General features: G+C 46.7%; 17 protein-coding genes. 10 read left to right on the top strand and 7 right to left on the bottom strand.

Features of this window, described 5'->3' with window-relative positions; genetic code table 11:
* Positions 1 to 5: 5 nt before the first annotated feature.
* Positions 6 to 620 (bottom strand): transcriptional repressor LexA, encoded by a 615-nt coding sequence (gene lexA / locus EXW93_RS05510; protein ID WP_023467770.1) that lies wholly within the window; start codon positions 618 to 620, stop codon positions 6 to 8.
* 211 nt (positions 621 to 831) lie between these two features.
* Here lexA and yneA point away from each other — a divergent pair, with 211 nt between their 5' ends.
* The 7 genes from yneA (at position 832) to EXW93_RS05545 (ending at position 8397) form a co-directional block, all read left to right on the top strand.
* A complete protein-coding gene (gene yneA, locus EXW93_RS05515) occupies positions 832 to 1119 on the top strand; it encodes a cell division suppressor protein YneA (RefSeq protein WP_023467771.1) in 288 nt (95 codons plus the stop codon).
* 45 nt (positions 1120 to 1164) lie between these two features.
* A complete protein-coding gene (locus tag EXW93_RS05520) occupies positions 1165 to 1818 on the top strand; it encodes a YneB family resolvase-like protein (RefSeq protein WP_023467772.1) in 654 nt (217 codons plus the stop codon).
* 113 nt (positions 1819 to 1931) lie between these two features.
* Positions 1932 to 2168, top strand: coding sequence for a DUF896 domain-containing protein (locus EXW93_RS05525; protein WP_023467773.1), 237 nt, complete (start codon positions 1932 to 1934; stop codon positions 2166 to 2168).
* A gap of 255 nt (positions 2169 to 2423) precedes the next feature.
* Positions 2424 to 4412 (top strand): transketolase, encoded by a 1989-nt coding sequence (gene tkt, locus EXW93_RS05530; protein WP_023467774.1) that lies wholly within the window; start codon positions 2424 to 2426, stop codon positions 4410 to 4412.
* Positions 4413 to 4535: 123 nt separating this feature from the next.
* Positions 4536 to 4766 carry a YneF family protein gene (locus EXW93_RS05535; protein WP_012370001.1) on the top strand — a complete coding sequence of 77 codons (231 nt, stop codon included), beginning with the start codon at positions 4536 to 4538 and terminating at the stop codon, positions 4764 to 4766.
* A gap of 120 nt (positions 4767 to 4886) precedes the next feature.
* Positions 4887 to 6644: an ABC transporter transmembrane domain-containing protein gene (locus EXW93_RS05540; protein ID WP_023467775.1), complete on the top strand. Its 1758-nt coding sequence runs from the start codon at positions 4887 to 4889 to the stop codon at positions 6642 to 6644.
* Positions 6634 to 8397, top strand: a complete 1764-nt coding sequence (locus EXW93_RS05545; RefSeq protein WP_174316101.1) for an ABC transporter ATP-binding protein — start codon at positions 6634 to 6636, stop codon at positions 8395 to 8397. Before EXW93_RS05540 ends, EXW93_RS05545 begins: the two co-directional genes overlap by 11 nt.
* Before the next feature lie 56 nt (positions 8398 to 8453).
* On the opposite strand, the gene EXW93_RS05550 is transcribed toward EXW93_RS05545, so the two are convergent.
* The 3 genes from EXW93_RS05550 to EXW93_RS05560 all read right to left on the bottom strand — a co-directional run bounded on the left by EXW93_RS05550 (position 8454) and on the right by EXW93_RS05560 (position 10379).
* A complete protein-coding gene (locus tag EXW93_RS05550; protein WP_023467777.1) occupies positions 8454 to 9338 on the bottom strand; it encodes an SH3 domain-containing protein in 885 nt (294 codons plus the stop codon).
* Between the two features lie 304 nt (positions 9339 to 9642).
* Complete coding sequence (locus EXW93_RS05555) at positions 9643 to 9975, bottom strand: hypothetical protein (protein WP_075642076.1); 333 nt, start codon at positions 9973 to 9975, stop codon at positions 9643 to 9645.
* Between the two features lie 161 nt (positions 9976 to 10136).
* Entirely contained in the window at positions 10137 to 10379 is a 243-nt protein-coding gene (locus EXW93_RS05560; RefSeq protein ID WP_338083373.1) for a Spo0E family sporulation regulatory protein-aspartic acid phosphatase, read from the bottom strand.
* A 172-nt stretch (positions 10380 to 10551) separates the two neighbouring features.
* Between EXW93_RS05560 and EXW93_RS05565 the strand changes: the two genes are divergently transcribed.
* Positions 10552 to 11250: a cytochrome c biogenesis CcdA family protein gene (locus EXW93_RS05565; protein WP_023467780.1), complete on the top strand. Its 699-nt coding sequence runs from the start codon at positions 10552 to 10554 to the stop codon at positions 11248 to 11250.
* Between the two features lie 16 nt (positions 11251 to 11266).
* Positions 11267 to 11746, top strand: coding sequence for a CcdC family protein (locus EXW93_RS05570; protein ID WP_035398107.1), 480 nt, complete (start codon positions 11267 to 11269; stop codon positions 11744 to 11746).
* 42 nt (positions 11747 to 11788) lie between these two features.
* Here EXW93_RS05570 and EXW93_RS05575 read toward each other — a convergent pair whose 3' ends face one another.
* The gene (locus EXW93_RS05575) at positions 11789 to 12214 is read right to left on the bottom strand and encodes a DUF2621 family protein (protein WP_023467782.1); all 426 of its coding nucleotides are present in this window, start codon (positions 12212 to 12214) and stop codon (positions 11789 to 11791) included.
* Between the two features lie 91 nt (positions 12215 to 12305).
* Between EXW93_RS05575 and EXW93_RS05580 the strand changes: the two genes are divergently transcribed.
* Complete coding sequence (locus EXW93_RS05580) at positions 12306 to 12629, top strand: hypothetical protein (protein ID WP_023467783.1); 324 nt, start codon at positions 12306 to 12308, stop codon at positions 12627 to 12629.
* 43 nt (positions 12630 to 12672) lie between these two features.
* On the opposite strand, the gene EXW93_RS05585 is transcribed toward EXW93_RS05580, so the two are convergent.
* Both EXW93_RS05585 and EXW93_RS05590 read right to left on the bottom strand, forming a co-directional pair.
* A complete protein-coding gene (locus EXW93_RS05585; RefSeq protein ID WP_174316102.1) occupies positions 12673 to 13977 on the bottom strand; it encodes an LD-carboxypeptidase in 1305 nt (434 codons plus the stop codon).
* Positions 13978 to 14003: 26 nt separating this feature from the next.
* The gene (locus tag EXW93_RS05590) at positions 14004 to 15017 is read right to left on the bottom strand and encodes a hypothetical protein (protein WP_023467785.1); all 1014 of its coding nucleotides are present in this window, start codon (positions 15015 to 15017) and stop codon (positions 14004 to 14006) included.
* Positions 15018 to 15066 lie beyond the last annotated feature (49 nt).

The raw sequence follows: 15066 nt of genomic DNA on the forward strand, positions 1-15066 counted from the left end.
CTCCGTCAATGAATCGTCCGATACACGCCGATTACCTTACCAAGAATGGAGACATTATCGAAATACATCGGATCCATCGAGTCATTTTCTGGTTGTAGACGTACCTGTTGATCTTCTAAGAAGAACCGTTTCACCGTCGCTTCGCTATCTTCGGTCATAGCTACGACGATTTCTCCGTTTTCTGCTGTGTTTTGTTGGCGCACGATGACACGATCGCCGTCAAGAATACCTGCGTTAATCATCGATTCACCATCGATCGTCAACATGAAGACCGTCTCGTTCCCTACATAATGTGCAGGGAGTGGGAACTGTTCTTCGATGTTTTCAATCGCTGTAATCGGAAGACCTGCTGTGACTTTCCCGATGACGGGAACATGGACGATGGCTTCCGTGATTTCTTCAGGCTTATCAAGCAATATCTCAATCGCACGTGGTTTCGTCGGGTCACGGCGAATCATTCCCCGTTTCTCGAGTCGATCCAAATGACCGTGTACCGTCGAGCTAGACGCGAGTCCGACTGCTTCTCCGATTTCACGAACTGATGGTGGATACCCCTTCAGTTTCACTTCAGAGACGATGTAGTCGAGAATCTCTTGTTGGCGCTTAGACATTTTCCGCATACGAATTGCCACCTCTTTCTGGATTGAAGTTTGAAATGTAAGAATATATGTTTCTAGATTCACTATAACATAGAACAAATGAGCGTACAAACAATTGTTCGACATTTTGTGTTGACCGAACACGGGTTCTGTGTTTATTATGAGTTATGCGAACAATTGTTCCGCGAACGTTTATTCTAACTCATTCATTTTATATTTGGAGGGATTCATGATGATTCATACGATTCGTACTCATGCTTTTTCAATTCTCTTCTATGCATTAAGTATTGCCTTCGTGATCTTTTTACTCACACCGCGCCCGGATGAAAAAGTGGCGCAACTAATGACTGCTTCCGTTACGGTCGATGAGAACGCTACAGTTGAACAAATCGCTGAAGTCTACAATGACGGTTCGATGTCAGATGAAGAATACGTCAACTGGTTGATTAAAAATAATGATGTCGAGACAAAACACGTCATCTCAAAAAGCAAAATCGTTGTACCAATCGCACAACAATGACAAAATGGAAAAGTTGTGAAAGAACGAACAGGGATGTGAGGTACGATGAAGGTCGTGATTTATTGTCGGGTGTCGACCGAAAAAGAAGCACAAGATAGTTCGATTGAACGCCAACGGATGGAACTTTCGAAGGTCGCGTCTCAAAAGGGTTTTGATGTCGTGGATGTCGTCTCTGAAAAAGAGAGTGGATATGACGTCGATCGGGAAGGGATGCTGACGGTTCTTGATCATGTGACACGTGATGCGGTAGATGCGGTCCTCGTAACGGATGACACACGGATTGGTCGAGGGAATGCGAAAATCGCTATTTTGCACACGTTTAAGAAGCACGGTGTTCGGTTGATGACACTTGATTCCGATGGAGAATACCAACTTGCTGATGCAGAAGCGATGGTCCTTGAGATCGTCTCACTCGTGGAAGAATATCAACGTAAACTGCATAATGCAAAAATCGCGCGCGGCATGCGGCGAGCGGTCGAACAAGGCTTTCGCCCGGAACGAAATCTGAATCGCCAAGGAGAGAACGCCGGGCGTAGCCGAAAGGACGTACCGATCGAAGAAATCGTACGTCTCCGTGAACTCGGACTGACGTTTTCAGATATCGCCGTTACGCTTCGCGGGATGGGACATGATATTTCAAAGGCAACGGTCAATCGTCGATACCTTGAATACCGAGAATTGACGCCTAGCCCGGAATGAGAAGCAAGTAACCCGTCGACTGACGCGGTTAACTTGCTTTTTTTAGTAAGCTCTTTTACAGTAAGAATACAATTGAACTACTCAAGTTTGAGTCGTACAGAAAGAGGGATTCCATGTTATCACAAGAACAATTAGATCGAATCAACGCATTAGCGAATAAATCAAAAGTCGAGCCGTTATCAGAAGCAGAAGCGGCAGAGCAAAAAGAGTTACGTGCAGCGTATCTCGCAGCATTCCGTGGATCGTTCAAAAACCAACTCATGGGCATGAAGATTGTTGATGAAGAAGGTACGGACGTAACACCAGAGAAATTAAAACAAGCACAAGAAGAAGAACGGAATAAACAATAATCGTTTGTTTCTTCTATAGAAGAAAGAGGTTCGCGTTAAGCGGACCTCTTTTTTGTTTAGCGCTGTTAGATGAGGAAACATTGCACGATAGCAATACATCTTAATAACGATCTTTCATCAATTCATGCATCCTGTATGAGTCGATAGAACGGCTATAGATAGCGCATTCATTTTAATGTGACATACTATTTAGAAAAGTTGTATCACATTTAAGAGTGTGCTAAAATGAGTAGGAATTTGTGAAAAAGAGAGAGGATGATTGTTTTGACGAACATGACGACAGTAGAACAATTAGCAATTAATACGATTCGTACCTTATCGATTGATGCCGTACAAAAGGCGAACTCGGGTCACCCAGGTATGCCAATGGGAGCAGCGCCGATGGCATTCTCGCTTTGGGCGGATCATATGAACCACAACCCTAAAAATCCAGAATGGTTCAACCGCGACCGTTTTGTACTTTCAGCCGGACACGGTTCGATGCTTCTCTACTCACTCCTCCACCTATCGGGATATGATCTATCAATGGATGATCTTAAATCATTCCGTCAATGGGGATCAAAAACACCAGGTCACCCGGAATACCGTCACACGGCTGGTGTAGATGCGACGACAGGTCCACTTGGTCAAGGGATTGCAATGGCAGTTGGTATGGCGATGGCAGAACGTCATCTTGAAGCAAAATACAACCGTGACGATCTCAACGTCGTCGATCACTTCACATACGGAATTTGTGGAGATGGAGACTTAATGGAAGGTGTCTCAGCTGAAGCGGCTTCACTCGCAGGTCACCTTGGTCTTGGTAAATTGGTCGTATTGTATGATTCAAACGATATCTCACTTGATGGCGATCTCGATAAATCATTCTCTGAAAACGTCCAGAAGCGCTTCGAAGCGTACAACTGGCAAGTCATTCGCGTAGAAGACGGAACGGATATCGATTCGATTTCGAAAGCAATCGCGGCGGCGCAAGCAGAGACGACAAAACCAACATTGATCGAAGTCAAGACAGTCATCGGCTTCGGTTCACCGAACAAATCAGGGAAATCGGCTTCTCACGGTGCACCACTCGGTGAAGCGGAAATCAAATTGACGAAAGCTAGCTATGTATGGGATCACGAAGAGTTCTACGTCCCTGAAGAAGTCAAATCATTGTTCGACGAGCGGATCGTCCAACGTGGTGCTTCTGCGGAAGACGCATGGAACGAAACGATGAAACAATACGAAGCAGCTCACCCGGAATTGCATGCGGAACTCGTTCGCGCGATCGCAAACGAATTGCCAAGCAACTGGGAAGCAGATCTTCCAACGTACGACTTGTCATCGAAAAAAGCGACACGCCAAACGAGTGGTGAAGTCTTGAACGGTCTTGCGAAGAACGTTCCGACATTGTTCGGTGGTTCAGCTGACCTTGCAGGATCGAACAACACGATGCTCAAAGGCGAAGCAGACTTCGATATCGACCCAAGTGGTCGTAACATCTGGTTCGGTGTACGTGAATTCGCAATGGCTGCGGCTGTCAACGGTATGGCACTTCACGGCGGCGTCATTCCTTACGGCGCGACATTCTTCGTCTTCTCGGATTATCTCCGTCCAGCAGTTCGTTTAGCAGCATTAATGGGACTTCCATCAATTTTCGTCTTGACGCACGACTCGATCGCTGTCGGTGAAGATGGTCCAACACACGAGCCAGTCGAGCACTTGATGAGCTTCCGTGCAATGCCGAACGTCACGATCTACCGCCCAGCAGACGGAAAAGAGACGATCGCAGCATGGAAAACAGCAGTTCAAGCGAAAGACAAACCGACACTTCTTGTCTTAACACGTCAAGGTCTTCCTGAACTTGAAGGCACAACGACGGAAGGCGCAGAAAAAGGCGGTTATGTCATCGCTGGTGACGTCACGAAAGCCGACACGCTCTTGCTCGGTACGGGTTCAGAAGTTCACCTTCTTGTCGAAGCACAAAAAGAACTTGGTGAATCAGCAGCTGTCGTTTCGCTTCCATCATGGGAAGTATTTGAAGCGCAGTCAGCAGAGTATAAAGAATCAGTTCTTCCAAAACACATCACGAAACGTGTTGCGATCGAAGCAGGCGCTTCGCTCGGTTGGTACAAATATGTAGGAACAGAAGGACAAGTCATCGGAATCGATCGTTTCGGCGCATCTGCGCCTGGAGACTTCCTCTTGAAAGAATACGGCATGTCTGTTGAGAACGTTTTAGCGACAGTCAAACAACTCGGATAATCTTTTCCGGAAAAACGGGTCCGATCTTACGTCGGGCTCGTTTTTCATCTATTATCATCTATGCAAACAATTGGAATTATAGTATAGTAAAAAGCGACGTTTTAAGTTAGAGGAGGAAGCAACTTGGCTACATGGATTTGGATTTTAATTGCCCTTCTTTGCTTGGTAGCAGGTGTCGCCCTTGGTTTCTATATCGCTCGTCGATACATGATGAACTACTTGGAGCAAAACCCACCAATCAACGAAGATATGATTAAGACATTGATGATGCAAATGGGTCAAAAGCCATCACAAAAGAAAGTCAACCAAGTGATGCGTTCAATGAGTGGTTCAATGAAATCACCTAAAAAATAAGCTGTACGAAAGGGGACTAAATGGTCTCCTTTTTATTTGCTATTTTTTAGAAAGAGAACTAATCTAAAATGTGAGACTATTTTAAATAATCATAGGATTTAAAAAAGGGGGGAGACTTGAATGGGAGTCTTCAGGAAACTCGGTTGGTTTTTCCGGCGAGAATGGAAAGCGTATAGTCTTGGGGTCGTCAGTTTGATTTTTGTAGCGGCGTTAGAGTTGATTCCGCCAAAAATCATCGGGACGACGGTCAACGGTCTGAGTGAGGGAAGCTTGACGAAAGATGATTTGATTCGTCTCGCAGGTACGTTGTTGCTCATCGGGGTCGCGACATATATCATTCGTTATTTTTGGCGCTTTTATATCTTTGGAGCATCGATTCGTCTCGGTCGATTATTGCGCAGCCAACTGTATGGACATTTTTCAGATTTGGATCAATCGTTCTATAAGAAATATCGGAGCGGGGACTTGATGGCGCATGCGACGAACGACGTACAGGCGGTATCGATGACAGCAGGTGCCGGTATTCTCACGCTCGTCGACTCGGTGACGATGGGGAGCTTTGTCATCATCACGATGGTCACGACGATCAGTTGGAAATTGACGCTCGTATCACTTCTACCGATGCCGCTGATGGTCTACTTGACGTCACGCTACGGGAAAATGTTACATTCGCGTTTTCACGACGCGCAGGAAGCATTCTCCGATTTGAATGACAAGGTCGCGGAAAGTATTAGTGGTGTCCGCGTCTTAAAAGCAACAGGGGAAGTGGAATCTGACGTGCAGACGTTTACGGATCTATCGGATGACGTCGTCCAAAAGAACCGTCGTGTCGCAAAAATCGATGCATTATTTGATCCGACGATTTTTGGATTAGTCGGTCTATCGTACATCATCGCTGTCGGATATGGTGCATATCTGTTACAACAAGGTGAAATCCGAATTGGTGACATCGTCTCATTCACTACATATCTTGGTTTATTGACATGGCCAATGCTTGCCTTCGGTTGGTTGTTCAACATTGTCGAACGTGGTCGTGCTTCCTACGATCGGATCGAGCGAATGCTTGCGATCGAACCGGAAATTAAAGATGCGAAAGAAGCAGCAACAAGTGTTTCCTCACCTGAACTCCACGTTGGGATTGAGCGTTTCATCTATGATACGCAACCGGTCTTACAAGACATCGATGTGACGTTGAAGCCCGGTAAATCGCTCGGAATCGTCGGGAAGACAGGTGCTGGGAAATCGACGTTCGTTCGCTTATTGTCTCGCGAATACGACGTCAAACAAGGCGCCATCACAATTGGTGGACGAGACATCAAACAATTGACGCGTGACACCGTCCGTCGTCAAGTGGCGATCGTTCCACAGGATCATTTCTTATTCTCCGCGTCGATTGCTGATAATATTGCCTTTGCAAAACCGGATGCATCAATGGAAGACATCATGGAAGCAGCTCGGATCGCAGCGGTTCATGATGATATTCTTGGATTTAAGGAAGGGTATGCGACGATGGTCGGGGAGCGTGGGGTGACGTTATCCGGCGGTCAAAAACAACGGATCTCGATTGCCCGGGCATTACTAGCAGACTGTCCGATTTTAGTGCTCGATGATGCCTTATCTGCGGTTGATGCCAAAACTGAGGAAGCGATCATCCACCACTTCCGCACGGCGGATCACGATCAGGCACAAATCATCGTTGCTCATCGCCTGTCGGCTGTGTCACATACCGATGAGATCATCGTCCTTGAAGACGGTCGGATCATCGAGCGAGGCACACATGAGCAGTTACTCGCTCATGACGGTTGGTATAAAGAGACGTACGATCGTCAGCAACTAGAATCACTCGTCGAACAAGGAGGGCGTTCTAATGAATCATGATATCAATGAAAAAGCCGTCCTGAAACGATTACTTGATTTCGTCAAACCGTTCAAAAAACAGGTCAGTATCGCCTTCATCCTGCTGTTCATTACGACAGCGGCAAAACTCGGGGGACCGTATCTCGTCAAGATTTTCATTGATGAATACGTCGCACCGGGTTCATATCCCGTACAGGAAGTCGCACTTTTGTTTACAGCGTACTTGTTACTGCATACGACAGGGATCATCGTCGATTACTTACAGGCGTTCGAATTCCAAAAGATTGCCTTGCAAGTCATTCAACGCTTACGGATTGATGTGTTCCGGCACGTCATGCACTTACGGCTTGCCTATTTTGACCGGACGCCTGCTGGAGTGCTCGTGTCCCGGATCACGAACGATACGGAAGCGATCAAGGAGCTCTACATCGGTGTCCTGTCGACATTCGTGCAAAGCGGCGTTCAGTTGATTGGAACATATATCTTCCTCTATCTGCTAGAGCCGCGACTCGCGACGATTGCGTTACTATTGTTACCGCTGTTTTATTTCATCATTTGGATTTACCGGAAGTATTCGACGAAGTATTACGCGGAAGTCCGCGATTTACTATCGAAAATCAATGCCCAACTGAACGAATCCATCAACGGGATGGCAATCATCCAACAATTCCGCCAAGAAAAACGCTTAATGGCAGAGTTCGAGGAGACGAACGTCGCCCACCAAAATGGACGTTATAAGAACTTGAAGCTCGATAGTTGGTTACTGCGACCAATCATTGAATTGTTACTGGCGGTTTCGATCGCAACACTCGTAACATATTTCGGTGTCCTATCGTTCTCGCAAACGGTCCAAGTCGGTGTCGTCTATGCCTTCATCAGCTACATGGAGCGGATTTTCCAACCGGTTCAGCAAATCATGCAACGGTTGTCCGAGTTCCAACAAGCTGTCGTCTCAGCAGACCGTGTGTTCAAGGTCCTCGATACGGATGAGCCGGAACCAACGAAACAACTCGAAGGGGATGCACGAGTATCGGAAGGACATATCGTCTTTGAAGACGTGCGCTTTAGTTATGACGGAGAGAAAGATGTCTTGAAAGGGATTTCGTTCGAGGCGAAAAAAGGACAGACGATTGCGCTCGTTGGTCATACGGGAAGTGGAAAAAGTTCAATCATCAATATCTTGATGCGCTTTTACGCGTACCAATCGGGTCGGATTTTGATCGATGGTCAACCGCTTGAGCAGTTATCGGAAGAAGAACTACGACAGCATGTCGGACTCGTTTTGCAGGATTCATTCTTGTTCACGGGAACGGTCGCTGACAACATTCGATTATTCGATAGTTCGATTTCCTTTGACCGTGTCGAAGCGGCTGCTAAATTCGTACAAGCTGACGGATTCATCAATCAACTGGATCAGCAATATGACAGTCCCGTTGCGGAACGGGGGGCGACGTTCTCAGCTGGGGAACGTCAGTTGATCTCCTTCGCACGCACGATGGCGCGGGATCCGAAAATCCTGATCCTCGATGAAGCGACGAGTTCGATCGATACGGAGACAGAGGAGAAAGTGCAAGTCGCACTTGAACGGATGCGTCAAGGGCGGACGACGATTGCTATTGCCCACCGTCTATCGACAATTCAAGATGCAGATTTGATTCTTGTATTGCATCAAGGGGAAGTGATCGAGCAAGGAAATCACCAAGAATTGATCGCACAAGATGGTCTGTATAAGAAGATGTATCAGTTGCAATCCGGTCATGTCACGGTTTCTTAAAAAATAGACAAAAAAAGCCTGCCAGGCGATCTCGCCCGGCAGGTTGTTTGTTTTGATTAGTAGACTGTAACTGTAACGTTTTGGCGTCCCCAGTTGAGTGCTTCTTGTTGTGAACCAACGAGAAGGTCAAGTTTGTTACCTTGGATTGCGCCACCACGGTCGAGTACGATTGCTTCACCAATGCCTTCGATGTGCATACGTGTACCGATTGGGTATTGTGAAGAAGCTGCTACGATACGCATACCATTGTACGTGATCGTATTTGTAACGTCATAACCGCTTGCTGTCAACGCACGACCGTTGTAGAGTTGGCTACCGTTGTTAGATGGGTCGTTCGTGTAAGCACTGACGTTCATCGTCACTTTCGTACCTGATTTTGCAGGTGTTGATTGTTTTGTTGCAGTAGCTGGTTTAGCTGCTGCTTTTGGTGCTGGCTTCGCAGCAGGTTGTGCTTTTGCTGCTGGTGCTTTCGATACGCCAGCGAGTGAAGTATAGTCGCTGTGTACGTAGCGCGTTTTACCATCGATTGTTGTTTTGATCCATGCACCAACTTTACCTTCTACGTTGACTTTTTCGCCTTTGTAGAGGTTACCGACATCTTTCGAGCTTGTCGTTGGTTGTGTGCGGACGTTTAGTACTGCCGTAGTAACTGTCGCTTTTTTAAAGTCGAATGAGCCTGCTGCAGACGTATACGCACCATGGACATAACGTTTTTGACCGTTAACTGTTGTTTTGATCCATGCGCCAGAACGTCCTTCGACATTTAATGTTTGACCTTTATATACATTGCCTACGTCTGCTGATGCAGTTGTAGGTGCTGTGCGTACGTTGAGTACTGGTGTATTTACTGTTACCGTTTCTGAGGCAGCCTCTGTCTCTTGGGCAAATCCTACTGATAGAGCTGTTGCTGCAAGACCGGCAGCGAAAACTGCTTTTTTCATTATTGATGTCCTCCTGACATATGCTGTGTTTACTGTTCCTACTTTACACGGCAAATCTGACCTGTGCGTTTACAGGTCAATGTCATTCGAGTTACAAACCGAGCTTTTGTGACAACAAGATTGCAAAAGGACGGTTTTTGTCATCGATAGGACATACTGATTATGAAAAACGGACGTTTATAGGTATTTTGGCTTACTGAATATAAAAAATTCGCACAATTCAACAGAAAAAAGCCTTAAAGATAGAAAGTGTTGAATCCTTCTATCGTCTGATGATGAAAAAGTGAAACGGATGATACGTAGATCAATACTTGACGATCGTCGTCACGCCGACCGCTGTCAGGTAAGAACGATGATACAATTCCTGCATCCAATCGTTAGCGGAAAGTTGAAACGTGCCGTGAATCGTTTGGTACGTTCGCTGGCGAATATTGATTTCGATTGGCTCTAGTAGCGGAGTGGACGGTAGATGGTCATGCATGCTGTCATTTTGATTTTCGATATAGAGCAGCTCGAGGACATCTCCTTCTTCCGTATGACGTTGTAGATAAATTATGAACTCCCACTGATCGGCACCATCGATCGTAGACAAGTAAGGTATCGTGAATTGTCCTCGCTTCAATGAGACGTATTTCAACCGCTTCGACTTCATGTACGTATAATTGAGGGAGATCGTCAGGTATATAAAGGGTACGAGAGCTAGAAATGAATGTAAGAGCGGACGTCAAGCACCCCATCAGAAATAAGAAGCCATAAAAAAGTCAGCATTCGCACTCGAATGCTGACCAGACCGTACATTTAAGATAATAGCGGTTCATTCGAACCGTGAATGGTATAGTTTTGAACAGTCCGTGAATATTCTAAAAGCAGGACATCAAGTTCATGGCTAAGTTGTAGAACACGCGGGGAGGTGAAGCTGGACTGGTCAGCTTGATGATATAGTTCGCTACGTTTGGCTTCGATGGCTAACGTCAATAGTTGTTGTGTCGTCATAGCAGTCTCCCTTACATTGGTGTCGTATCCATATTCTAGCAAGTCCATTTACGAGGTGCAATGAGATTTCAGTAAAATCGATGAAATGTAATTTTTTTGTAATTTTGGCGGACACGAATCTTTTGCAACTTTCTGTGAGATAATAGGTGCTAAATGCAGAGGAGTTTGGCAAAATAGAGGAGGAACTTCTTCTATAGTAGTAAAGAAAGGGGATGCTCATATGGAGCTCTCATTATGGTTAGCGTTTGGAGCAGGATTATTATCTTTCGTCTCTCCATGTACGCTACCACTGTATCCTGTGTTTCTCTCATACATCACAGGCGTGTCGGTAACGGATTTAAAAGAACGGGGCGTACGAGAAAAGCGATCCTTGTTTCATACGTTAGCGTTCCTCGTTGGTTTTGCGATGGTATTCGTTGTACTCGGTTTATCGACATCGTTGTTCGCAGATGTCTTTATCACATATCGAGATACGTTACGGATGGTTGGGGCACTCGTCATCTTCGTATTTGGGATTGTTCTCGTCGGATTATGGCAACCAACATTCTTGATGCGTGAAAAGAAACTGAATCTCGGGGAACGAAAAGGAGGATACGTCGGGACGGTACTCGTCGGAATCGGTTTTGCAGCCGGTTGGACACCGTGTACAGGTCCGATTCTCGCAGGAGTCATCGGATTAGCTGCGACCAATCCGAGTCAAGGCATGTTCTATATGCTCGCGTATGTCCTTGGCTTCTCGATTCCGTTCTTATTGATGGCGTTCTTCGTCGGTCGTTCGCGCTTGTTCGTGCAGTATAGTCTGAAATTAACGAAATTCGGGGGAGCCTTGATGATGGTGTTCGGAGTCATGCTGTATTTTGATGGCTTGAGTAAATTCGCAGCATGGATGAGTGACATCGTCGGATTCACTGGATTTTAATCAAGGAAGTGATCGGATGATTTGGATATCAACTGGGGTAGCGCTCGTCATGGGATTGCTGATCAGCTTCATTCGTGTGAAGGCATCAGCAAAACCGACGAATGCTAAAAAAATCTTGATCCCGCCCTTTGCGATGTCGACGGGGATGCTACAGTTTTTATACCCAGCATCCCGTCTGACATGGACGGAGGTAGCAGAAGCATTGCTCGTTGGAGCCATCTTCAGTATCTTTTTGATCAAGACATCCAATTTTTATGAAGCGGAAGGGCAAATTTATTTGCAACGTTCGAAAGCATTTTTCATCGTCTTATTCGGCATCTTACTCGTTCGGACGGTTGCGAAATTTTTCATCGGCGGACAGATCGATATCTTCGAAACGGGTGGGATTTTTTATCTCGTTGCCTTCGGAATGATTGCACCGTGGCGCTTCGCGATGTATATGAAATACAAACGAGTCAAGTCGGGCACCGTGCCGGTTGCGCACTTACCTCACTAAAAAAACCGCTGAAGGCGACTTCGGCGGTTTTTCGTGCATCCTTCAATTTTGGAAGTATAATGCGTAGTCTCGCCAGTCGATGGCGTGCTCCGTTAGTGCTTTTTTCAAGAATTTATGATCGCGTTTCGGTGTCGCAGAAATATATCCTTTGACGACCAGTTCGGATGTCATCTCTGTCGCCCGTTCTTCAAGTGCGAACTGTCCGATCCGCCCGGCAATCTTGCGGCGTGCGACATCACGAAATGCCGATGGAACCGGCATGACGAGAGCGTTCAACAATTCCATCGTCTCATCCGTCCAAAGATGTCGTGTTTGGTCGATGTACTCATCTTCCCAGTCCATCATCGATTTACCGTCTTCTTTCGGTAACTTCTTGAGGAACTTCCGGAACATGAAAAACCCGCCAATTGCCATGAGTGTGATCATGATAAAGCCCCAGAGCAGAATCCCGTTCATGAACCATTCCATGCGCGACTCATCCCCCTTTCACATCAAATATAGATTAGCATAAATCAGGTGGACGTGCTATGATGAATGACGGAGAAAGTGAGGCGAAAGAATGCTGCAACCATACGTACAATTGGACGAGACCGGACAGCCCCGTAAAGGTGTTTTACCTGAAACAGCGGACGGTCGGATCGTTGAATTCTATTATGATACGAAGGGTGAAGAGATCACGGTGATCTTCGTCACCGTTCCGGCAGAAGATGCGAGCCGGAAGCGTGCGTTTACGGTCGGGAAAACGTTCAAGACGGTTTCGACACTCGAAGACTTCACGTTACTTCACTATGAATGGGCAAATGACCAGATTTTTGCGACACTTGAGATGTTCGCGGATGGGTCGAAACGTCAAATCGACGCTTCGAGATTGCTCGACTATTAAAAAAGAAGGAGATGCGGATTGCCGCGTCTCCTTCTTTTGATATTCAAGAAATATGAAGTCGGATGACCTCGTCATGCAGTTCCACCTGACCACCAATCGGGAACGTGAACAAAGGACTCGTATGTCCGAAGTCGACATTCGCAAGAACCGGTACGTGCTCTAGGAATGGATAGAGTGAGATCAGATATCGCAGATGCTCTTCCGTCATCTTCGTTGTGAGTTGGAAGCGTCCAAAGACGATCCCACGAATCGTTTCCGCACCTGGTTGTGCCATCAAAGAGGCGAAATCACGGGCGAACGTCGCTGGATGGACTTCGTAATCATCTTCAAGGAATAAAATCGTATCCCGTAAATCAGGGAAGTGCGGTGTGCCTTGCAGGAGATTTAACGTACAAAGATTCCCACCGAGCAGTCGACCGCTTGCTTGCCCATTGGATAAAAGAATCGGTCCTTTGTTTGGTAACGTAATGATATGTCCACGATCGGTATCACGCCAATGGACTGAAGGCTGGATCGTAACGGGTTCTGTTCCGAACAACACTTGCTTGAAGTAATCGATCGTATAAGAATCGCGATCACGGAAAGCCCGTAACATCGGTCCGGAGTAAGTGATTAATCCAGTGTTCGTTAGAATGGCGTGACTGAGTGCTGTGATATCGGAGAAGCCACACAGGATTTTCGGATGTGTCCGAATCAATTCGTAGTCGAGTAAGTCGACAAGTTCATTCGTGCTGAACCCACCGCGAACGCACAGGATCGCATCAACGTTCGGATCAGCGAACGCGGCATGGAGGTCTGCGACGCGTAACTCAGGATCACTGGAACCGAACGGATTGACGGCACGCGCATGTTGACTGATCGAGACACGTAATCCAAGCGATTCGAGCGTTTGGATCGCACCATCGATGATCTTCATCTCGACCGTTGAGAGGCTAGAAGCGGGTGCGATTAAGCGGACATGAGAACCATCCGTCAACTTCTTCGGCGTTAACGTCGGCAGGTGGGCAGCGATGATCTCTAAACGGTTACCGAATGGATCGATTGTGAAGAAACGACGACGTGGCGCAAGGCGTGTGTCATGCTCAACCGGATAACCGGCAGCTTGAAGAGAATCGCTCAACGCTTCGAACGCAGCGACGGTTAATCCAGGATGCGCTTTTTTAGCAGGGGAGAAGGGATCCTCGATGCCGAGATGAAGTGCTGCACCATGTTCTTCGAACCAGACACCACCACTGGCTTGAACACCAGTCGGTTTTTCGACTTCCTTCATATGTAAAAGCCCGGCATAAAATGCACGGGCGCGATCTTCTTCGTTTTTCGGCATAGCGAGCTGGACATGATCTAACATGAAGACACTTCCTTTACGAATTAGATTCAGGCAACGAACTGAGTGATCCGTTTCAGTTCACGTTCGACGAGGTTCAAGTAGAAGACACCTTCGATCCGGCGATCGAGAGATTGTGCGATCTCATAGAGATTCGTCCGAAGCGCTGCGAGATACGACGCTTCCTCACCAAGAGATTGACGATGGGCGAACGCATAGTGAGCGAGTAAGAACTGAAGATACCCACGATCAGTCAAGAATGGAATCAATTGTTTTTTCTCTTCCATCGACCAGGTATAGTTCGTATCGTAATACATCTTCGCATATAGGTGGTACGGCTCGTCGCCACCTGTAAAGAGGGTTTCACCCCGTTTGACTTCTTCGATCAAGCGTTCACTCCAATCGAAGCGTTCTTTTTTGCGACTAAGGAACAACGGTAGGATGTATGGATGTGCCTGATCCGGCATCCGTGAACAACCCCGTTCATGCCGAAGTGCTGCATAAAGTAACAAGGCACGATCTTCGAAGCCACGTTCGATCGCATACGTCATCCGGCTAAATGCTTCGCAGGATGGGCAATCACTAAGTTCGTCACTTGGCGCGTCAACCCATTCCGATAGATAATGATCGGCTTGTTCCTCGTCACCGAGTTTGCTATAGACCATGAAGCTGATATAGTCGCGCGTCCGAATAAAGCCATGCGCGTCACAGAAATCGATGAAGCGATCGAGATCTTCTTCGAGAAGCGAGACCGTCACGTCTTCTTGTTCTGCCATATAGATCAAGTAGGACTTGTAGTTCCAGTACAAATCAAGTTCTTGTTTTGGAGTCAGTGTCATCTCATCTTTTCGGATCCATTCCATCAAGAGCGTGAAGGACACAAGAAACGATCGGAAGTGTCCTAAATCAAATTGATTTTGTGAAAATGTCCATAAGGAGAGGAAGCGGAGTGAATCATCAGCTGTTTCCTCAAAGATGGCCCATAAGGCCTCACCGCGTGCAACGGAGGGTTCTTCTTCCTTTAAACGAAGATATAAGAGATGGAGTTCTTCTTGAGGGTTCATCTGTACCCCTCCTTTCTTATATAAGTATACCACGAGCGTTTTGAGAAAT

Source organism: Exiguobacterium sp. JMULE1, from assembly GCF_013337175.1.
GTDB lineage: Bacteria > Bacillota > Bacilli > Exiguobacteriales > Exiguobacteriaceae > Exiguobacterium_A > Exiguobacterium_A indicum.